Source organism: Gordonia sp. 11cp, assembly GCF_057767225.1.
The window spans coordinates 1012895-1031575 of sequence record NZ_CM173437.1 but is presented as its reverse complement, the minus strand read 5'-3'; the positions used below and the strand labels follow the sequence as shown (position 1 = coordinate 1031575).

Here is an 18681-nt window from a genome sequence, read left to right as displayed (position 1 = left end):
GACGCAGAATGCAAGAGGGTTCTATGAAAAGTATCGCGCCTGGTCAGCTGGCGGTTTCGGTGATCTCCGGACTCGGCGACGCCGTATGCATGACGCGGTGTATCTCCGCGGTGAAGTCCTCGGCGGCCTCGATGTTCGACGCATGGCCGGTGTCGAGGACGACGAGGCGGTCGAGTTGGCCGCGAACCGACAGCGCATGGGCGATGCGCTGGGTCATCGCATGTGGGAGGAGCAGGTCGTGCCGACCACCGATCACCGTCGTAGGCACCGAGATCGCTTCGGCGCCGGTGGGGCCCATCGCCAACTGCAGAAGGGCGACCGCGGCCTTGGCGCGGGAGCTCGGCGTGCACGAGCGGGTCATCGCCAGGACGAACGCGGCATGATCGGCGGTCGCCGACCGGCTGTTCAGGATGCGATGCCGGATCACACTTCTCGTGAATCGGTCGCCGGGTAGGGGGAGCGGCACCGCCAGGGCCATCTGCAGCAACCACAGCGGTGCCTTGATGGGGCCGTTGACGAACGGCAGGACCCGACTCTCGGTGGCGATCCCGCCCCAGGTCGTGTTGGCGAGAACCATTGCGGCGGCGCGGTCCTCAGCCTGTTGCCGGTGCCGGTGTGCCCACGCCTGGAGCGTGATGCCGCCCATGCTGTGCCCGACGAAGACCGCTTTCGAACCGTCCGGAACCGTCTGGGAGACAACCGTGTACAGGTCGTCGGCGAGTACATCGGAATCGAACTTCCGCCGGCCCCACGTGCTGTCGCCGTGTCCGCGCTGGTCGTATGCGATGACGTGATAGCGCTCGGCGAGGGCGTTGATCTGCGGATTCCAGTACTCGATGCAGCACGACCACCCGTGGATGAGCACCAGAACAGGAGCCCCCGAAGGGCCGTGATGGTGGACCCGCAGACGTGCGCCGTCGTCGGTGACCGCCCACGACGTCCTGTCCGGTTCTCTCGAGTTGAAGAGGGCGTCGACGTACTGCCGCCGGCGGAGTCGTCGACGTGCTTCTGCCGGACTCAGTCGCGACCGGGCCCGACGGGCGACGGCTGCTCCGCTCACACTCATGGTGTCCTCCTCGACCCCGTGACACGCGTCACAGCAGACGCCCAATGATACAAACCGGGTAACCCCTCGTTCGCAAACGAAACATCTCGCCGGTCACGGCCTCGGCCATCCGGCTACGATCGGCGACCATGCCCACCTCGGACTCCGGCATGCCGGCCGACGGCCCCGCGACAGCCATCCGGCGAGTCAATCGGCGCGGGCAGGCGACGCGCGACGCGATGCTCGACGCCGCGATCACCTCGCTGGCATCGGGTGACCCGGCATCGGTGTCGGGCAACCGCATCGCCAAGGACATCGGCGCCACGTGGGGTGCGATCAAGTACCAGTTCGACGACATCGACGGTCTGTGGGCCGCGGTGCTGCACCGCACCGCCGAGCATCGCGGCGACCTCCCGGTGAGTGTGAAACCCGAAGCGCCACTGGACCAGCGGGTCGCGGCCATCGTCGACCTCATGTACGACGGGCTGACCGCGCCCGAATCGCGGGCGATCGAGACACTTCGGGCGGCACTGCCGCGGGATCCGGACGAGCTGCGCCGGCAGTTCCCCAAGACCGCAGCCGAGTTCGCCTCGTGGGGGCCGTCGTGGATCGACTCGTGCCAGCGAGCGTTCGCCGACCTGGACGTCGATCCCGAACGTGTGCGCGAGGTGGCGGCATTCCTCCCCGGGGCCATGCGGGGACTGGTGTCGGAGAAGCAGCTCGGCACCTTCCAGGATCAGCAACTCGCCCGCCGCGGCCTGGCCAGGGCCATCGTCGCGCTTCTCGCGGCCTGAGCGCAGGCGGGGAGCAGCGTTCAGGACCCGGTGCCGCTGTCGGCGGCTCCCTCGTCTGGTTTCGTCGCAGGCCGGTTGGGTTATCCCGCGTCCGGGATGTCACGCCTTCACAGAAGGGGACGGTGATGCTTCTGCCGACCGGGCCGAGGGCCGAATCGTTCGCGATGCGCCGGGCGTTGACGTGCGTGCTGTGCCTCCTCCTGCTCGCCGGATGCGCCCGGCAGCCCGGTGGCGTGATGGCCGAACTCTCGCACTCGTCCGGTGACGTGGTCAGCGCGGTTGCTTCCGGAGAGGAAGGGCTGCGTTCGTGGGCCGAGGGTCGTGCACCGCGACAGTACGTTCGCGTCCTCTTCGACGACCTGATCGAGCAGTCGCTGTCCGCCTATGGAGCGGTCGTCAACCTGGACATCGACGACGTCGCCGACGAGCCGATGCGGGCCGGGGTCGAGGACGCGATGGCGGAGGCCACCCGTGTGCTCGTGGCGGCGCGGTCGGTGACGCTGCTCGAACGGGCGGACCCACGGGTGTCCGACTCGCGCGGCGCGCTCACCGAGATCGGCGAACGGTTGCAGCAGATCGTCGACGATCCGCGTTCCGCGGCCGGTGCGAGGGGATGAGCCGGTGAAGAACGTCATCGGCGTCGCGCTCGGCATCCTGACCGCCATCGGCGGGTTCCTCGACATCGGTGACATCGTGACCAACGCGGTCGTCGGGTCCCGGTTCGGGTTCGGCCTGGTGTGGGTCGTGGTGGTCGGCGTCATCGGGATCTGCCTGTTCGCCGAGATGTCGGGACGGGTCGCCGCGGTGAGCGGCCGGAGCACTTTCGAGATCATCCGGGAACGGCTCGGTCCCCGCATGGGCGCCGCCAACCTGGTCGCATCGCTGTTCGTCACCGGTCTCACCCTCACCGCCGAGATCGGCGGCATCGCTCTCGCGCTTCAGCTGGCCAGTGGGGTCGCACCGTTGCTGTGGGTGCCCGTCGCCGCGTTCGGCGTCTGGATCATCGTGTGGCGCGCCAACTTCAAGATCATGGAGAACGTGACGGGCCTGTTGGGGCTGTGCCTGGCGGTGTTCGGCGTGGTCTTCTTCCTGTTGCAACCGCCCTGGGGCCAGGTCTGGGATCAGATCACCGCGCCCGCCATCCCCTCGCAGGAATCGGTACCGACGTACTGGTACTACGCCATCGCGCTGTTCGGTGCGGCGATGACGCCGTACGAGGTGTTCTTCTTCTCCTCCGGTGGCATCGAAGAAGGCTGGCGGCGCAAGGATCTCGCCCGTGAGCGATGGAATGTGCTGATCGGTTTTCCGCTCGGGGGTCTGGGGTCGATCGCGATTGCCGGTGTCGCAGCGTTGTACCTGATGCCGGCCGACATCTCGGTGGACTCGTTGTCGCAGGTCGTGTTGCCGGTCGTCCAGGCCGGCGGGCAACTGGCACTGGCGTTCGCCATCATCGGGCTGGTCGCGGCCACGACGGGTGCGGCCTTGGAGACGGCGTTGTCGACCGGTTACACCATCGCCCAGTACGCGGGGTGGCCGTGGGGCGCGGCCAAGAAGCCGCGTCAGGCAGCCCGCTTTCACCTGGTGATCATCGTGTTCCTTCTCGGGGGTGTCCTGATCCTCCTCACCGGGGTCGACCCGATCATGGTCACCGAGTACTCGGTCGTCTTCTCCGCGGTCGCCCTGCCACTGACCTACCTGCCGATCCTCGTCGTGGCGAACGATCGGGAATACATGGGAGACAACGTGAACGGACGAGTGCTGAACTTCTTCGGAACCATCTATCTGGGCATCATCGTGGTCGCCTCGGTGGCGGCGATACCGTTGCTGATCGTGACGGGGGCCGGGCGATGAGCTCCGACGACGACCGTCGGCTGTCGCGCCGCACCACGATCGATCTCCGCCTTCATCTGCTGGACAGGCAGATCCACGACCGGGACGGTGTGCCGCTCGGCGTCGTCGACGACGTCGAGATCGACATGCCCGACGACGGACCGCCGCGGGTGTCCGCGCTGCTCACCGGACGGGCGCTCTTCTATCGACTCATCGGCGGAGGTCCGCATGTGAGCGAGCTCGACCGGATCCCGTTCGACCGCGTCCGCGACATCGACGTCCGGGTCGCGATCGACGACAAGCAGGACGATCTCGAGCTCGCGTGGCCCGAACGATGGTGCCGGGACCACATCGTCGCGCGTATCCCGGGAAGTGGGCAGCGATGATCGCCAGCGACCTGTTGAGCTGTGCCGTCCACGATTCCGGCGGCGATCACCTAGGTCACGTGATCGACCTCCGCTTCGAGGTGGAGGACGACGAACTGCGGCTCGTCGGGTTGCTCGTCAACCGCCGAAACCGCGTGTCCTTCCTCGGCTACGAGCGCCAGGGCGTCTCGCGGCCCTGGGCGCTCAACCGGTTCTTCGCTTGGCTGCATCGCGGCACGGTGCTCATCCCGTGGGCGGACGTGACTTCCGTCGAGGACGGGGCGGTGTGTGTCCGGGACGGTTTCCGTCGCCTCGACGCCTCGCTGGACACCGCGCATGCCGACGGTTTGGGGCGCCCGGTCGACGGGTAGATCTGGGACGGCCGACGCCGCGGTCCGCCCGGCGTGAATACTCTGCGATGGGAGTGTTGTCGCTGATGACGCAGGGACGCGATGATGGCGTGCAGGACAGCGGCGGTGCGGTGACAACGACACCGCGCCTGGCCCGCGCGGGGCTCGGGGACACCGGGCGAGTCCTGCTCGGCGTGCTCGCCCCGGTGATCGCCGAAGGTGTTGTGGCGCGCCGGAAGACGATGGTCCGCTTCGGTGGGCGATTCGACACCCACGGCCGGGCCGCCCGGGTACTCAACGGCCTGCGGTCCCGCCACGACGCCGACGCGCTGGCTCTGACCTTTCCGCGCTCGATGGTGCTCGCGCTGCGCCCGCCGGCGGTGACGGCAACCCTCCACGGCACGCCGGAACCCTTCACCCCGGCGTCGAAGGAGAAGGTCGCGGCACTCTCCCGGTTTCAGCCGTCGGGTGTGCTGATCTCGGACAACCGGCATCGGCAGGCGAGGCGGGAGCTGAACGAACTCGCCCTGCAGACATCGGCGGATGTGCACTCTCTCCACGGGCGGTGTGGGGAGATCATCGAATCCGAAGTCGCGGAACTGCTCCAGACCCTCTCCGAGGGCCATCTCACCTGGGACACCTACGTGGTCGCACACTGGCGCATGGTGCGCCGCTTCGTCTTCGGGGATGCAGCGCGTGACGACGAGACGGTGACGGACCTGCTGACGGTGCTCCGACGAGACGCCAACTGGGGGTACGCCTTCCCTCGTCGATCCGCCACCTACAACAACTTCCGACGACGTCTGGACCATCTGGTGGCCGCGGCTCCCGAGGACTCGTTGGCCGCAGTGGTCCGCGACGCGGTGGGCAAGCCCGGCTCGTTGGACCCGATCGGTCAGATCCCGCACTGGCTGTTCGCGTTCGACGCCGTCGCGGTGGCCATCCATCGGGCACTCGCACTGCTCGCGTCCCACCCCGTGACCGCGGCCGCCGCCCGGACGGAGGCCGCGGTTGTGGACTCCGCGGAGCCACGGGTACTGCCGACACTTCGGGCGACCGTCCTCGAATCCCTGCGTCTGTGGCCGACGACCCTCGCCATCCTGCGGGAGGCGACCCGGGATGTCCCGTGGGACGGCGGCGTCGTCGCCGAGGGTGCGACCACGATCGTGATCGGGGAGTTCTTCCAGCGCGACGACGATGCGATGGACTTCGCACAGCGCTTCACCCCGGACGCCTGGACAGACGGACGAGCTCAGGAACTCGCCGGCGTCGTCCCGTTCAGCGACGGGCCGGGCGAATGCCCGGGACGCAATGTGGTGCTGATGTTCGCCACGGCAGTGCTGGCGGCGATCTGTCGCGACGTCGACCTCGACGACAACGTGCTCTCGCCGCGGGCGCGAGCCGGTGTAGTGGACATGCCGCACTCGCTGGACCACTTCGACCTGAGGATCGAGCTCCGAGCCGTGCCGGGGTCGACGCGAGAAATATCCCGCCCGCACGATTGACCAAAGCGCTTGTTGGGTAAGGACACCGAACCGACGAGCGGTTCGCGAGCGGGAACGACACCGGAGTCCGAGAAGTGGGCTGGTCGTGACCGGGAGAACCGGGGTGCCCAAGGCTGGGTTCGGTGCGGCACGATAGGAGACGACCGATGGGGTCTCACTGCAAGACGACGCGCGATCACGACGAGATCCGGGAATGGGTGACCACCCATCAGGGTGTGCCGGCGCGCGTTCGCGACGTCAGAAGCGTCGGCGGAACCGGAGTGCTCCGCATCGACTTCACCGGCCGGACCGCCGACGAGTGCCTCGAGCACATCAGCTGGGACGAGTGGTTCCGCAACTTCGAGCGTGCCGAGCTCGCTCTCGTCTATCAAGCGGAGAAGTCCGACGCCGGCAGGACTTTCGCGAAAGTCGTGCCGGCGCCGGACTTCTGAGCCGTGTGAGCTTCTCCGGTCAGACGCGCCGGGCGACGTATCGGGCGCCCTCCAGCGTCATACCGTTCACCGAGTACAGCACATGCAGGGCGTTGGGGCCGCCGACCGGAGCTCCGTCGCAGATGGTGTCACCCGGGATGCAGTAGCGAACGGTGCGGCTGCGGTACGGCGCGGCGACCTTCACCGGGGGAGCGCCGATGTCGTCGATGAACCGATCCGATGGGGCGCCGTAGAGCACGATCGCGGCGACATTGCGGGCCATGTTCGCCGGCAGCGGCGGCGGGACGAACCGGTCGTAGGTGGCGTACCGCGCCGGCAGGTCGAGTCCCGCGTGGACGGAGTATCCCGCGACGACGGCGCCCTGGGAGTAACCGCCGAGGACGACCTTGGTACCCGGGCACTTCGCCGCCAGGTACTTGATGCGGTTCTGCGTGGTGCGGACGCCGTCGGCGACCGTCTGGGCGAACTTCAGCCGATTGTCGAACTTGTCGCTCGCGGGGTAGGGGACGCCGTAGGAGCTGACGGACTTGCCCGGCAGCTGCGAGCGAACGGCCTCGACGAAGGAGATACCGGTGAGACCCAGCGGCGGAGACGTCTCGACGGTGCCGCGCGCGAACACCACCTCGACGTCGGAGCACGATGGTGCGGCCTGCGCGGTCGGTGTTCCGAGGGCCACCGCCCCCGTGATCGCAGCGATGACACAGAGGACGGAAACACTCAGGCGTTTGATCACCCGCCCCATGGTAGAGATCACAGCACGGCGGGGTAAGGGCCTCATCGTCTCAAAGAACGAGGGAGTCCACACCCATCCGCGACCGGGTGCGCAACGAAGGACCCCGATGACCAGCCCATGGATTTTGTAGGATCACGTGACGTGCCGGACTCGACCGGCCGCTCGAAGCAGAGGTGAGTGCCCGGTGGACGCAGATGTGCATTTCAAGATCGCCGAACTGGCGCGGCAGATGCATGCGGTGCCGGAGAGCATCGAAGACAGCACCGGCCGGGTCCTGGACTCCATCACCGCCGGGGCCGTCGAGCATGTCCCCGGAGCTCGGTACGCGGGTGTCCTGCTCGTCGACCAGAAGAAGAACTTCGACACACTCGCGCCGACCGACCCGCTGATGAACGAGGCCGACCGGATCCAGCGGGAGACCGGGGAGGGTCCGTGCCTGCAGGCCGCCTGGGACCATCACACCGTGCTCGTCAACGACATCCGTCGCGACGAGCGGTTCCCGGCGTTCTCCGCCCGGGTCATCGACGAGACGCCGCTGCGCTCGAGCCTGTCGTTCAAGCTGTTCACCGACAAGGGAACCATCGGTGCGCTCAACGTCTTCTCCGACGAGACCGACGTGTTCGGGGAGGAATCCCTGGAGATCGGGCTCCTGTTCGCGACCCATGCCGCACTGGCGCTGCGAGCAGCGCGCCAGCAGCAGCATTTCCAGAGCGCCCTGGCGAGCCGGGACGTGATCGGCCAGGCCAAGGGCATGATCATGTACCGCTTCCGCATCGACGCGGTCCAAGCGTTCGCGCTGCTCCGGCGGCTGTCCCAGGACACCAACACGCCGCTGGCCAAGGTCGCCGAACAGCTCATCGAGCGGGAACTCGCCGAAGCCGTCGAGGCGGGAAACGGCTCGCCGTCCTGACCCCCGGTCTTCCGTCGACTGGGCGCCGTTTTCCGTCGACTGTGCACCGGCTAGGTTGGGCTCATGCGCAGCCGGCATGTGAGCGTGGTCATCGACGCCGAGCCCGCGAGGGTCTACGACTTCGCGGCCGAACCCGACAATCTGCCGCGGTGGGCCGCAGGACTGGCGACGTCGGAGGTGACCCGGCGTGGTGACGAACTCCTCGTCGAGTCGCCGATGGGCACCGTCACCGTACGGTTCGTCCCGCGGAACACACTCGGCGTCGTCGACCACGAGGTCGTGCTCCCCACCGGGGACACCGTGCTCAACCCGCTGCGCGTGCTGGCGCATCCGCAGGGCGCGGAGGTGGTCTTCACCATCCGGCAGCTGGCCATGTCCGACGACGAGTTCGACCGCGACACCCAGATGGTGGAGAAGGACCTCGCACAGCTCAAGTCGCTGCTGGAGGCGGGCGGTCCGGCCTGAAACCCCGGCACGCTGAGGCCGGGGGCATCATTTCGGCTGCACCGTGAAGTCCGCAGACTCCGCTCGACGCAACGCTTCCCACTCGACCGAGCTGACGCCGAGTGCGTCGAGCAGGTAGGCGGCGACGGCGTCGGCCACCAGGGAGACCCTCGCCGGGTCCTCATCGGTGGTCTCGCGTACCGCCTCGCCCGCGATGCCGCCGAGAGTGTGCTCTCCGTCCGGGATCCACATCAGGTCCGTCGCGCCCGGGCCGAGATGGAAGGCATCGGTCAGCCAGTCGGGGCCGCGCGTCGACAGTGCCGAGTCGTCTTTGCCGCCGGCGATGACGAGTGCCGGGGTCGTCATGGTCGAGAAGTCGGGACGCATGAACGGAAGGTGTTCGCGCGCATACTCGCTCAAGCTGTCGCCGGTCCCCGCGGTCGCGATCAGTGCGCCCGCTCGTACGGCGGGATGTGCGAGATCCGCGCCGACGACGCCGTCGGGTCCGATCACACGCGCGCCGAGGAGAGCGCCGACGGTCTGACCGCCCCACGAGTGGCCGGCTGCGGCGAGCAGGTCGATGTCGACTCGGGAGCGGAGGTCCCCGCCGGCCGCGATCAGTATCTCGTCGAGATGGTCGATCACGGCGTGCGCGTCCTGCACCCGCATGCGCCAGATGGACGTGAACCGGGGATCGTCGAATCCGATTCCATGGCGCCGGGAATCCAGGTGCGTCGGTTGTACGACGACGAATCCCGAAGCGGCCCAACGATCGACGAGCGGCTCGTAACCATCCATCGACCAGGCGTTGCCGTGGGAGAACACGACGACCGGGAGGCGATCACCGGCGACAGGTGCGCTGACCTTCGCCGTCAGAGGGAAGGGCCGATCCGAGGTGGGGACGAGAATGGGCTTGACGGCGACGATCTGGCGGGCGAGCAAATCCGTGGACATGGGAGCTCCTTCGGGACGGGGCCGGGTACGCGATAATCTGGACGGAACGATGTTCCGCCAAACTAGCGGAACAATGTTCCGCGAGCAAGGGGTGGACGGTGTCCGAAGGTAAAACCGCACGTCAGGCACAGGCTGAACGGAGTCGCACGGCACTCCTCGAGGCGGCGGCCGCGGCTTTCGTCGATGTGGGTGTGCAGGCCCCGGTGCGCGACATCGCCACGCGTGCCGGTGTCGGCGTCGGGACCGTGTACCGGCACTTCCCGACTCGAGCGGAACTGGTCACCGCGGTGTACCGGCATCAGGTCGACGAGTGTGCGGCACTGGCGGAAGAGCTGCTGGCCGAACAGATCCCGCCGCGCGCGGCGCTGTGCCGGTGGACGTCGGCATTCACCGACTTCCTCGTCACCAAACACGGACTGAGCGACGCACTCAGCTCCGACGATCCCAGCCTGGCCGACCTGCACGCGCTCATCTTCGACACCCTCGTGCCGGCGTTCGCCTCCCTGCTCGAGCCGGCACAGGCCACGGGGGAGGTCAGCGAGGACATCTGCGCGCTGACCTTCCTGCGCGCGATCGGCAACCTGTGCATCGTCGGACCCGGCTACACCGACGCCGACGCAAGGGCGATGGTGGGTCTGTTGTTGATCGGCTCCGGTGCGTCGTCGGCAGAAGACGAGAACGAGGGGCGATGAGAACGGCCACGCGCCGAAGTCAACCTTGATGACCGAACGCGACTTCGAGGAGATCCCATGCCCCAGCGTCGACTGTTCTTCATCCACGGTGCGGGCGGTTACGTCGAGGACGGGCCGCTCGCGGACTCGTTGTCGGCTGCCTTTGGCGCGTGTCTCGACATGCCGAGGTTCTCCGACGACGACATGTCGATCGAGGCGTGGGCTCGACCGATCCGACAGCACCTCGTCGGGTTGGGCGCCGACGATCTCGTCGTCGCGCATTCCTTCGGTGCGACGGTACTGCTGCACGTCCTCACGGCGGACGGCGTACCAGAACCGAGAAACGTTGTGCTGCTTGCGATGCCGAACTGGGGACCGGACGGCTGGGATGTTCCCCAGTACGTACTGGCCGACCACTCGCTCCCGAGCCACGGAGGGCTGACTCTCTCCCTCCACCACTGCATCGACGACGACGTGGTGCCCGTCGAACATCTGGATCTGAACACGACGCTCCTCCCGGCGGCGACGGTGCAGCGGCACCCGATGGGCGGCCACCAGTTCGACGGGCTCGCCGATGTGCTTGCGCGCGGGCGAGGTGGCCCCGACCCTGGGTAGGTACGCGACCCAGGTCCGGAGGGCACACATGGACGACAACCGATGAGCGAGCACGGCTCGGCCGAGACCGGGTCCCGAGGGGTGCCGGCAGCGTCGCCGGCGGGTCGATGGTTGATCGTCGCCGCGGTCCTCGGTTCGGGCGTCGCCTTCATCGACGGGACCGTCGTCAACGTCGCACTGCCGGCCATCGCGCGTGACCTCGACACGGGCTTGCGCGGTCAGCAGTGGGTGCTCGACGGGTATCTGCTGACGCTGAGCTCGCTGTTGCTCATCGGTGGCGTCGCCGGTGACCGGTACGGGCGCCGGCTGGTGTTCGCAGGTGGTCTGGGTGTGTTCGCGGTGGCGACGGTCGCGTGCGGGCTGGCACCGACCGTCGAGCTGCTCGTCGTCGCGCGGATCGTGCAGGGGATCGCCGCGGCCGCCGTGGTCCCCGGAAGTCTGGCGCTGATCAACGCCGAGATCCAGCCGTCCGACCGGGGCGCTGCCGTGGGCTTGTGGGCCGGGATGTCCGGCGCGACCACCGCGCTCGGACCATTCCTCGGCGGCTGGCTCGTCGACGCGGCGTCGTGGCGATGGACGTTCCTGCTGAGCGTGCCGCTCGCCCTGGGCGCGCTGTGGATCGCGGTCCGGCACGTGCCCGAATCGCGGGGCGCGCCGTCCGACGCCCGGCTCGACGTCGCGGGCGCGATCGCGATGACCGTCGGTCTCGCCGGCGTGATCTATGCGCTGATCGAGGGGCCGTCGACCGGGTGGAGCGGCGCAACCCTCGCCGCCGGGGTGACCGGTGTCGTGTCGCTCGTGGGTTTCGTGGTGATCGAGTCACGGGTCGCGGCGCCGCTCCTGCCGCTCGGGCTGTTCCGCTCGTCGCAGTTCACCGGCGCCAACCTGACGACGCTCCTCGTCTATGCGGCGCTCGGTGGTGCGCTGTTCCTGCTGGCGCTGCAACTGCAGCAGAGTCTCGGCTACTCGGCGTTGGAGGCCGGCGCGGCGATGTTCCCGAGCACGTTCATCATGCTGTTCGGGTCGCCGCTGGTCGGCAGACTCGCGCAGCGCACCGGGCCTCGGCTGCCGATGACGGTCGGCCCGCTCATCGCGGCCGGCGGGTTCGCGCTGATGTCCCGGGTCGAGCCCGGCTCGGGATACGTGGATGCCGTCCTGCCGGGAGTGTTGCTGTTCGGGCTCGGGATGACGGTGACCGTCGCGCCCCTCACCTCGGCGGCACTCGCCGCCGTCGACGACGAACTCGCCGGAACCGCGTCGGGCGTGAACAATGCGGTGGCGCGACTCGCGGGTCTGCTGGCGGTGGCCGTACTGCCGGCCGTGGCCGGGATCGATGCGGGGCCCGGGGATCCGCTCGGTGACGGTTTCCGCATGGCGATGTACATCTGCGCGGTGTTCTGTGCGGTCGGCGGGCTCGTCGCGGCGTGCACGATCAGGTCGAGCACCGACGTGCGGCCCCAGGTGCGGGCGGGCATGGACACCGCCTGCCAGGATGCGGCGACCCGGGCGGGTTAGTCGCGACGTTCGCCGGTGCCGGCCGCGATGGCCCAGAGCACGAGGACGGGCTGGAAGAACAGTCGAGTCAACCGCTTCTCGTCGGTGTCGAGGCCGAAGGCGTCGATGTGCTCGACGTACTGGTTGATGTTGCCGGGGAAGATGACGACGAAGAACGCGGCCACGATCCACGACACCACCTTGCGGTGACGGGGCAGCGCGATGAGCGCGGCGCCCAGCGCGATCTCGACCCCGCCGGAAGCCAGCACCACGAAGTCCTTGCTGAACGGCACCCAGTCGGGCACCTGCGCCTGGAATTCTTCGCGCTGGACGGTGAGATGGCCGACGCCGGCGATCGCCAGTACGGCTCCCAGGGCGATCCGCGCAATGGCCCGGCCCAGCGGCTGACGAGTGGTGGTCGGCGTGACGATCGACATGCAGGCTCCTCGATGGGGGTGGGTTCGGTTCTACCGCACTTCGTGGCGGAAGAGGTTTCGGACGGCCGGCATCGGTGACTTCGCGTCGTCGTGGGTCTTGGGGATTTTCTGGCACAGAAGTACCCACCTGTGATTGCATGTTGTGACCCCGGCCACTCCGACCGGGGTTGCTCGTTGCTCGCAGAGGACCGCCCATGACACTCGACACCGCACAGCCGCACCGACTTTCCGCCCCGTGGCTGCACTCGATGTCCGACGTCGTGCGAGGCGCGGCCGGTGTCGTGGTCACCACCGCGGCGTTCCTCGTCGCCGTCGCGGTGTTGGTCGTCGCGCAGATCGTCGTGGTCGCCGCCCGGGCCGCGGTCGACCTCACCTGAGGTTCGCGACCGGTCAGGAATCGAGAAGCATCCGGGCGGCTCGACGTCTTAGCGTCGAAGCATGACGAACATCAACGCACTCACACTCGAAGTCTCCGACATTGCGGCGGCACAGACGTTCTACGACAAGGCTTTCGGACTGGCTGACCGGTTGCGCCTTCGCGCGGGAGATTCACCGACGACGGGCTTCCGCGGCTTCGTGGTCTCGCTCGTCGTCGCCGATCCGACGGTCGCCGACTCCTTCCTCCAACCGGCGATCGACGCCGGCGCCACCGTCCTCAAACCGGCCAAGAAGTCCTTCTGGGGATATGGCGGCGTGGTCCAGGCGCCCGACGGCACGATCTGGAAGGTCGCCACTTCGTCGAAGAAGCCGACCGGCGCGCCGGAACGTAAGGTCGACGATCTGGTCCTGCTGCTCGGCGTCGACGACGTCGCGGCCACCAAACAGTTCTACGTGAGCCACGGATTCGCCGTGGCCAAGAGCTTCGGCCGGAAGTACGTCGAGTTCGAGAGTGACGTGAACTCGATCAAGCTGGCGCTCTACGGACGCAAGGCCGCGGCCAAGGATGCGGGTGTTCCCGCGGGCGGTTCGGGTTCCCATCGGCTGGTGATCGGCGGCGACGCCGGGGAACTGACCGATCCGGACGGGTTCGCGTGGGTGCCCACGCCCCGTTCACTCCTGGCATAAATCGCTCGGGAACAAGATTCCTGCCACCTGGGTTGAGTCGGTCAGACTTAACTCTGGAGGTTTCATGTCGAAGACATATTCACTACCGGTTCTCTTCGTCGCCGACGTCGTCCTGCTGCCCGGCATGGTCGTGCCCATCCCGCTCGACGATGCCGCCCAGGCCACGGTCGACGCCGCACGGGCGAGCGAGACCGGAAAACTGCTGGTCGCGCCGCGTCTGGACGACCGGTATCCCACCTACGGTGTCATCGCCTCGATCGTCCAGGTCGGACGCATCCCGGGCGGCGGCCTCGCCGCTGTCGTCAAGGGTGAACAGCGGGCACAGATCGGGACCGGAACACCCGGCCACGGTGCCGCGCTGTGGGTCGAGGTGACCGAGGTCGACGCCGTAGACGCCACCGACGAAGACCGTGAACTCGCCGGCGAGTACAAGAAGCTCGTGCTGGCGATGCTGCAGCGCCGCGAGGCGTGGCAGCTCATCGACGCCGTCAACAAGATGTCCGAGCCGTCGGATCTCGCCGACACGTCAGGCTATGCGGCGTGGCTGACCGACGAACAGAAGCGCGAGCTGCTCGAGACGCCGGTGACCGCCGAGCGGTTGCGTCGGCTCATCGAATGGACCGGCGATCACCTGGCCGAGTCCGAGGTGACCGAGAAGATCGCCGAGGACGTCCGGGCGGGCATGGACAAGCAGCAGAAGGAATTCCTGTTGCGTCAGCAGCTCGCCGCGATCCGCAAGGAACTCGGCGAGGACGAGCCCGAAGGAGCCGACGACTACCGCGGCCGCGTCGAAGAGGCCGACCTGCCGGAGAAGGTGCGCGAAGCCGCGCTCCGTGAGGTGGGCAAGCTCGAACGCGCCAGCGACCAGTCGCCGGAGACCGGATGGATCCGCACCTGGCTCGACACCGTGCTCGACCTGCCGTGGAACACCCGCACCGAGGACTCCACCGACGTCAAGGGCGCTCGCGAGATCCTCGACGCCGACCACCACGGCCTCGATGACGTGAAGGACCGCATCGTCGAGTACCTGGCGGTTCGTGCCCGTCGCGCCGAACGCGGCCTGCAGGTCGTCGGCGGACGCGGGTCGGGCGCTGTCATGGTGCTCGCCGGTCCTCCCGGCGTCGGCAAGACGTCGCTCGGTGAGAGCGTCGCCCGGGCGCTCGGCCGCAAGTTCGTGCGTGTCGCCCTGGGCGGTGTGCGCGACGAGTCGGAGATCCGTGGTCACCGCCGCACCTACGTCGGCGCGCTGCCCGGCCGGATCGTGCGGGCCATCGGCGAGGCGGGATCGATGAATCCCGTTGTGCTGCTGGACGAGATCGACAAGGTGGGGTCGGACTACCGGGGCGACCCGGCCGCCGCGCTGCTCGAGGTCCTCGACCCCGCGCAGAACCACACCTTCCGGGATCACTACCTCGATCTCGATCTCGACCTGTCCGACGTCCTGTTCCTGGCGACCGCCAATGTCATCGAGAACATCCCGTCGGCCCTGCTCGACCGCATGGAACTCGTCACGCTCGACGGTTACACCGAGGACGACAAGGTCGCCATCGCCCGCGACTACCTGCTGCCCCGGCAGGCCGAGCGTGCGGCCCTGACGCCCGACGAGGTGACCGTCACGGATGCGGCGTTGCGCGAGATCGCGGCCAACTACACCCGTGAACCCGGTGTGCGACAGTTCGAACGGTTGCTGGCCAAGGCGCTCCGCAAAGCGGCGACCAACCTCGCACAAGGGACCGCGACGGCGCCCGTCACCATCGACGAGCCCGAGCTGCGCGACTACCTCGGCCGACCGCGCTTCACGCCGGAATCGGCGGAGCGCACGGCGGTCCCCGGTGTCGCAACGGGTCTCGCGGTCACGGGCATGGGCGGCGACGTCCTCTTCATCGAGGTGAACGCCACCGACGGTGAGCCGGGTCTGAAGCTGACCGGCCAGCTCGGCGACGTGATGAAGGAATCGGCACAGATCGCCATGTCGTACGTGCGGGCGCACGCCGAGCAGCTCGGCGTCGATCCGAAGGCGCTCGACAAGACCATCCACGTGCACGTTCCCGCCGGAGCGGTGCCCAAGGACGGTCCGAGCGCGGGCGTCACCATGGTCACGGCGCTGGTGTCGATGGCCACGGGTCGCCAGGTTCGCAGCGATGTCGGTATGACCGGTGAGGTCACGCTGAACGGGCGCGTCCTTCCGATCGGCGGCGTCAAGCAGAAATTGCTTGCCGCACAACGCAACGGGCTGAAGACCATCTTCATCCCGCAGCGCAACGAGCCCGACCTCGACGACGTGCCGGCCGAGGTGCTCGACGCCCTCGACGTCCGCCCCATGACGGACGTGGCCGAGATCGTTGCGCAGGCACTGGAAGCCGCTTCCGACGCGCAGGCGACCGCGGCCTGACGGTGCTCGAACGATGACACCCCGGCGGGTGCGTGGATCGTCCACGCGCCCGCCGTTGTGTTGTCGTCCGTCAGAACGGCGGTGGGTCGTCGTCGTGATTGGTCGCTCGATGGTGGGCCGCCTCCGACCGGGCATGTCGATTCGCTTCGCGCTGTGCCTGATTGCGGGCACGTTCTTCTCGCCGCTTCGCGTGTTTCGCGGCGGTTCGTTCGGTGATCGTGCGCGGTGGTCGGCCGTGCCGGTCGGGCACGATGACCCGCGGTGTCGGTGGGGCTTTCGCGGCTTGCTCGAATCGGATACGACGCAGGTTGGGGAAGAGGTCTTCGAGGGTTTCGGCCTCGCCGGGGATCACAAAACCTTCCGGCGTCACGAATTCGGTGACCAGACGGCCATGCTCGTCGCGATACTGCACATCGGTCCAGTCGCCGTGGGTTTTGTGGAGATGCCCGGCACGGCATTTCGCGTTGAGGTTCTCACTCGACGTCGCGCCGCCACGCGCTGGCCGGGCGTGGTCGTACTCGGCGACGTGATCGACATCGGCGGTGAACGCCGACCGCGTACACCCGGGTTCGGTGCAGTAGCCGTCCCGCACCCGCACGAACTGCGCACACGCTGTGGTCGGCCGATACGGATCACCGGGCAGAGCACCTGGAAAGACCACCACAACCTCCGAGGGTGCTGGCGATCCGCTCTCGTCGGCGACGACCCGGGCGGGTGGTGTGCGTACCGGGGTGACCGGGGTCAGGGTGGCGTCGGGCCGGGCGGCGAGGTCGCGCACGTGCTCATCGCAGATCACCCCGTGCCCGTCGACCCACCCGGGCCCGGACCCACCGGCCAGCGTGTCGGCGTCGGTCACGACGTGGATCACGATCTCGGTGCCCGACGCCGCGGCGGCCGGGGCAGGAGGTGGTGCGGTGCAGTCGGATTCGCCACACGCGCACGCGAACACCGATCGGGTGAGCAATGCGCACATGGCATCGGACTTACGTTGACCCAGGGTGCGCCCATCCCGATCGCACACCGATGCGGCAAGCGCGCGCACCGACGCCTGGCAGGCCCGAACGTTCTCGGCGGCCATGACCGCGGTGATCTCGGCGGTGCCGTCGCCATGGTTCTCGGTCCATACGCCACGGTTGTCGAGCGCTTCGCGGCGCCGTTCGCGGACCGCGTCGGCATCGTGGCCGAAGACCAGACGGTCGATCATGTCGCGTAGACCCGATGTCGACCACGACCCGCCCCGACCGCGTAGCAGGTCGGCGATCGATTCGTCGAGAACCTCGATGATCCGCCGACTGTCGGGGTCGTCGGGATCGAGATGGTGATCGTCGGACACCAGGTGGGTTCGGCTGATGATCTCGCGGATCTGGTGCGGGGCGATGATGCCGTCGCGCAACGTCTCCAACACCCGCGGTAGCCGATCACGAAGACACAGCGCGTCGTCGACCAGCGCCGCCGCACGGTAGCGGGTGATGCCCGCTTCGCGGGCCACCCGGGCGACGATGTCGCCGAAGCCATCCGACACATAACTGGAACCGGTCGTGGTCAACAATCGGTCACACAGCACCAGGATCGTCTGGTAGCGGCACCACGCCAGATACGACTCCCCAGCCCGGACAGCACCTAGGCGTTGCATGTGTGAGACCGTGTCGGCGTCGGCCGGGCGGGCAGCATCGACCCCGGCGAGAAACTCGCCCGGTAGATCCGTCCACGCCCCCACAGTGCCCCCCCAAGACGCTGCAACCCGATCGAATCGACCGGTCCGACTGAATGCTTCCAAGGTAAACCCGACCACCGACAAGAATGCTCCGTCATCCGCTACGTGAGCCCGCCGGTGCGGGCGGCCTTCTCCGACAACAGGTACAGCGCATAGGCGAAGTACGCCACGATCGCGGCGGGCAGGAGCCACAATGCGGCAACGGCCGCAACGAGACTCGCCGCCCACTGTCGTCCCCACAGCGGTGCGGCGATGAAGATCATCAGCAGTGAGAGCGCGAGCGAGACCGCCGGTGACGACGCCGGCCACGGCCAGCCGAAGAGCAGTGCCCCAGTCGAACCGACAGCCGCCGAGATGCCGACGACGCTCAGCAGCAGCCACACGACCACACTGAGGCGTCGCCATCCGCCGGCGACCCACCGCGTGCGGAGCGCCACCGCCGACCACATGATCCACCGTTTCAGCCAGGGCACGCCGGAGGTCCGCATCATCTCGCGGAAGAAGCGATCGGACAGCGTGTCGCTTCCGAGTGCACCGGAGTTGACGGTGCCCGTGATGAGTTCGTCGTGTATGAGTGCTGCGAGTGAATGTCTGCCGTAAGGGTTTTCGAACCAGCGCAGGAACCGGGGGATCGAGGCGAGGTCGGTCGGGTTGTCGTCGCGGGGGACGAACGTTCGGGCTGTGTCGACGGCCCGTCGTGCCTGCGGCTCAGTTGCGCCCCGATCGATCAGCTGTCCGACGAGGTACTCCTCGACAGCGGGATCGTCGAACCGGAATGCGTTGCGCACGAGGAACTGTCGTTCATCGGTCTGCGCGATCTCGACCTCTCCGCGCCCGGTCGGATCGTCGACGACGAAGCCCGATCCGGGTGCCACCCGCCATGACACCCATCGCTCGTCGCCCGATGTGTGCTCGGCCATCACCACCTCCGC

At 68.0% G+C, this 18681-nt stretch carries 21 protein-coding genes; 15 read left to right on the top strand and 6 right to left on the bottom strand.

Translation table 11 applies throughout. The features are described 5' to 3' along the window. Positions 1-43: 43 nt before the first annotated feature. Positions 44-1066 carry an alpha/beta fold hydrolase gene (locus AC3B6C_RS04440; RefSeq protein ID WP_488375122.1) on the bottom strand — a complete coding sequence of 341 codons (1023 nt, stop codon included), beginning with the start codon at positions 1064-1066 and terminating at the stop codon, positions 44-46. Positions 1067-1194: 128 nt separating this feature from the next. Between AC3B6C_RS04440 and AC3B6C_RS04435 the strand changes: the two genes are divergently transcribed. The 7 genes from AC3B6C_RS04435 (at position 1195) to AC3B6C_RS04405 (ending at position 6320) form a co-directional block, all read left to right on the top strand. Continuing rightward, the gene (locus AC3B6C_RS04435) at positions 1195-1839 is read left to right on the top strand and encodes a TetR/AcrR family transcriptional regulator (protein WP_488375121.1); all 645 of its coding nucleotides are present in this window, start codon (positions 1195-1197) and stop codon (positions 1837-1839) included. A 125-nt stretch (positions 1840-1964) separates the two neighbouring features. Beyond that, complete coding sequence (locus AC3B6C_RS04430) at positions 1965-2456, top strand: hypothetical protein (RefSeq protein WP_044507285.1); 492 nt, start codon at positions 1965-1967, stop codon at positions 2454-2456. 4 nt (positions 2457-2460) lie between these two features. Continuing rightward, on the top strand, positions 2461-3690 hold the full coding sequence (locus AC3B6C_RS04425) for an Nramp family divalent metal transporter (protein ID WP_488375120.1): 1230 nt from the start codon (positions 2461-2463) through the stop codon (positions 3688-3690). Then, positions 3687-4055, top strand: a complete 369-nt coding sequence (locus AC3B6C_RS04420; RefSeq protein ID WP_010843703.1) for a PRC-barrel domain-containing protein — start codon at positions 3687-3689, stop codon at positions 4053-4055. Before AC3B6C_RS04425 ends, AC3B6C_RS04420 begins: the two co-directional genes overlap by 4 nt. Continuing rightward, complete coding sequence (locus AC3B6C_RS04415) at positions 4052-4405, top strand: PRC-barrel domain-containing protein (RefSeq protein ID WP_014928235.1); 354 nt, start codon at positions 4052-4054, stop codon at positions 4403-4405. The genes AC3B6C_RS04420 and AC3B6C_RS04415 overlap by 4 nt, the downstream gene beginning before the upstream one ends. A 65-nt stretch (positions 4406-4470) precedes the next feature. Beyond that, a complete protein-coding gene (locus AC3B6C_RS04410; protein WP_488375119.1) occupies positions 4471-5889 on the top strand; it encodes a cytochrome P450 in 1419 nt (472 codons plus the stop codon). A gap of 146 nt (positions 5890-6035) precedes the next feature. Then, positions 6036-6320: a hypothetical protein gene (locus AC3B6C_RS04405; protein WP_014928233.1), complete on the top strand. Its 285-nt coding sequence runs from the start codon at positions 6036-6038 to the stop codon at positions 6318-6320. Between the two features lie 19 nt (positions 6321-6339). On the opposite strand, the gene AC3B6C_RS04400 is transcribed toward AC3B6C_RS04405, so the two are convergent. Next, complete coding sequence (locus AC3B6C_RS04400) at positions 6340-7062, bottom strand: cutinase family protein (RefSeq protein WP_488376219.1); 723 nt, start codon at positions 7060-7062, stop codon at positions 6340-6342. A 175-nt stretch (positions 7063-7237) separates the two neighbouring features. Between AC3B6C_RS04400 and AC3B6C_RS04395 the strand changes: the two genes are divergently transcribed. Both AC3B6C_RS04395 and AC3B6C_RS04390 read left to right on the top strand, forming a co-directional pair. After that, entirely contained in the window at positions 7238-7963 is a 726-nt protein-coding gene (locus AC3B6C_RS04395; RefSeq protein ID WP_488375118.1) for a GAF and ANTAR domain-containing protein, read from the top strand. A 63-nt stretch (positions 7964-8026) separates the two neighbouring features. After that, a complete protein-coding gene (locus tag AC3B6C_RS04390; RefSeq protein WP_488375117.1) occupies positions 8027-8428 on the top strand; it encodes an SRPBCC family protein in 402 nt (133 codons plus the stop codon). Positions 8429-8455: 27 nt separating this feature from the next. On the opposite strand, the gene AC3B6C_RS04385 is transcribed toward AC3B6C_RS04390, so the two are convergent. Continuing rightward, the gene (locus AC3B6C_RS04385) at positions 8456-9361 is read right to left on the bottom strand and encodes an alpha/beta hydrolase family protein (RefSeq protein WP_488375116.1); all 906 of its coding nucleotides are present in this window, start codon (positions 9359-9361) and stop codon (positions 8456-8458) included. 98 nt (positions 9362-9459) lie between these two features. On the opposite strand from AC3B6C_RS04385, the gene AC3B6C_RS04380 reads away from it, so the two are divergent. From AC3B6C_RS04380 to AC3B6C_RS04370, 3 genes are read left to right on the top strand one after another with little or no spacing between them, the layout of a single operon-like run. Then, a complete protein-coding gene (locus AC3B6C_RS04380) occupies positions 9460-10053 on the top strand; it encodes a TetR/AcrR family transcriptional regulator (protein ID WP_488375115.1) in 594 nt (197 codons plus the stop codon). 57 nt (positions 10054-10110) lie between these two features. Further along, positions 10111-10647 carry an alpha/beta fold hydrolase gene (locus tag AC3B6C_RS04375; RefSeq protein ID WP_488375114.1) on the top strand — a complete coding sequence of 179 codons (537 nt, stop codon included), beginning with the start codon at positions 10111-10113 and terminating at the stop codon, positions 10645-10647. A gap of 42 nt (positions 10648-10689) precedes the next feature. Further along, the gene (locus tag AC3B6C_RS04370) at positions 10690-12162 is read left to right on the top strand and encodes a DHA2 family efflux MFS transporter permease subunit (RefSeq protein WP_488375113.1); all 1473 of its coding nucleotides are present in this window, start codon (positions 10690-10692) and stop codon (positions 12160-12162) included. Here AC3B6C_RS04370 and AC3B6C_RS04365 read toward each other — a convergent pair. Beyond that, positions 12159-12578, bottom strand: coding sequence for a DoxX family protein (locus tag AC3B6C_RS04365; RefSeq protein WP_010843692.1), 420 nt, complete (start codon positions 12576-12578; stop codon positions 12159-12161). The two genes, AC3B6C_RS04370 and AC3B6C_RS04365, sit on opposite strands and share 4 nt — an antisense overlap. A gap of 194 nt (positions 12579-12772) precedes the next feature. Here AC3B6C_RS04365 and AC3B6C_RS04360 point away from each other — a divergent pair, with 194 nt between their 5' ends. The 3 genes from AC3B6C_RS04360 to lon all read left to right on the top strand — a co-directional run bounded on the left by AC3B6C_RS04360 (position 12773) and on the right by lon (position 16035). After that, a complete protein-coding gene (locus AC3B6C_RS04360; RefSeq protein WP_488375112.1) occupies positions 12773-12955 on the top strand; it encodes a hypothetical protein in 183 nt (60 codons plus the stop codon). A 61-nt stretch (positions 12956-13016) separates the two neighbouring features. Continuing rightward, on the top strand, positions 13017-13643 hold the full coding sequence (locus AC3B6C_RS04355; protein WP_488375111.1) for a glyoxalase: 627 nt from the start codon (positions 13017-13019) through the stop codon (positions 13641-13643). A 64-nt stretch (positions 13644-13707) separates the two neighbouring features. Then, complete coding sequence (lon, locus tag AC3B6C_RS04350) at positions 13708-16035, top strand: endopeptidase La (RefSeq protein WP_488375110.1); 2328 nt, start codon at positions 13708-13710, stop codon at positions 16033-16035. 70 nt (positions 16036-16105) lie between these two features. Here the strand turns inward: lon and AC3B6C_RS04345 are convergent, their stop codons facing one another. After that, positions 16106-17752 carry an HNH endonuclease signature motif containing protein gene (locus AC3B6C_RS04345; RefSeq protein ID WP_488375109.1) on the bottom strand — a complete coding sequence of 549 codons (1647 nt, stop codon included), beginning with the start codon at positions 17750-17752 and terminating at the stop codon, positions 16106-16108. A 98-nt stretch (positions 17753-17850) separates the two neighbouring features. Continuing rightward, complete coding sequence (locus AC3B6C_RS04340; RefSeq protein WP_488375107.1) at positions 17851-18669, bottom strand: DUF1353 domain-containing protein; 819 nt, start codon at positions 18667-18669, stop codon at positions 17851-17853. Positions 18670-18681: the final 12 nt, after the last annotated feature.

What these genes read in the sequence shown, in the direction of transcription:
- AC3B6C_RS04430 (WP_044507285.1), top strand. Translation starts at nt 1,965, where the DNA reads ATGCTTCTGCCGACCGGGCCGAGGGCCGAATCGTTCGCGATGCGCCGG.
- AC3B6C_RS04360 (WP_488375112.1), top strand. Translation starts at nt 12,773, where the DNA reads ATGACACTCGACACCGCACAGCCGCACCGACTTTCCGCCCCGTGGCTG.
- AC3B6C_RS04340 (WP_488375107.1), bottom strand. Translation starts at nt 18,669, where the DNA reads ATGGCCGAGCACACATCGGGCGACGAGCGATGGGTGTCATGGCGGGTG.
- AC3B6C_RS04355 (WP_488375111.1), top strand. Translation starts at nt 13,017, where the DNA reads ATGACGAACATCAACGCACTCACACTCGAAGTCTCCGACATTGCGGCG.
- AC3B6C_RS04400 (WP_488376219.1), bottom strand. Translation starts at nt 7,062, where the DNA reads ATGGGGCGGGTGATCAAACGCCTGAGTGTTTCCGTCCTCTGTGTCATC.
- AC3B6C_RS04385 (WP_488375116.1), bottom strand. Translation starts at nt 9,361, where the DNA reads ATGTCCACGGATTTGCTCGCCCGCCAGATCGTCGCCGTCAAGCCCATT.
- AC3B6C_RS04440 (WP_488375122.1), bottom strand. Translation starts at nt 1,066, where the DNA reads ATGAGTGTGAGCGGAGCAGCCGTCGCCCGTCGGGCCCGGTCGCGACTG.
- AC3B6C_RS04415 (WP_014928235.1), top strand. Translation starts at nt 4,052, where the DNA reads ATGATCGCCAGCGACCTGTTGAGCTGTGCCGTCCACGATTCCGGCGGC.
- AC3B6C_RS04390 (WP_488375117.1), top strand. Translation starts at nt 8,027, where the DNA reads ATGCGCAGCCGGCATGTGAGCGTGGTCATCGACGCCGAGCCCGCGAGG.
- AC3B6C_RS04410 (WP_488375119.1), top strand. Translation starts at nt 4,471, where the DNA reads ATGACGCAGGGACGCGATGATGGCGTGCAGGACAGCGGCGGTGCGGTG.
- AC3B6C_RS04370 (WP_488375113.1), top strand. Translation starts at nt 10,690, where the DNA reads ATGAGCGAGCACGGCTCGGCCGAGACCGGGTCCCGAGGGGTGCCGGCA.
- AC3B6C_RS04375 (WP_488375114.1), top strand. Translation starts at nt 10,111, where the DNA reads ATGCCCCAGCGTCGACTGTTCTTCATCCACGGTGCGGGCGGTTACGTC.
- AC3B6C_RS04365 (WP_010843692.1), bottom strand. Translation starts at nt 12,578, where the DNA reads ATGTCGATCGTCACGCCGACCACCACTCGTCAGCCGCTGGGCCGGGCC.
- AC3B6C_RS04420 (WP_010843703.1), top strand. Translation starts at nt 3,687, where the DNA reads ATGAGCTCCGACGACGACCGTCGGCTGTCGCGCCGCACCACGATCGAT.
- AC3B6C_RS04435 (WP_488375121.1), top strand. Translation starts at nt 1,195, where the DNA reads ATGCCCACCTCGGACTCCGGCATGCCGGCCGACGGCCCCGCGACAGCC.
- AC3B6C_RS04405 (WP_014928233.1), top strand. Translation starts at nt 6,036, where the DNA reads ATGGGGTCTCACTGCAAGACGACGCGCGATCACGACGAGATCCGGGAA.
- lon (WP_488375110.1), top strand. Translation starts at nt 13,708, where the DNA reads ATGTCGAAGACATATTCACTACCGGTTCTCTTCGTCGCCGACGTCGTC.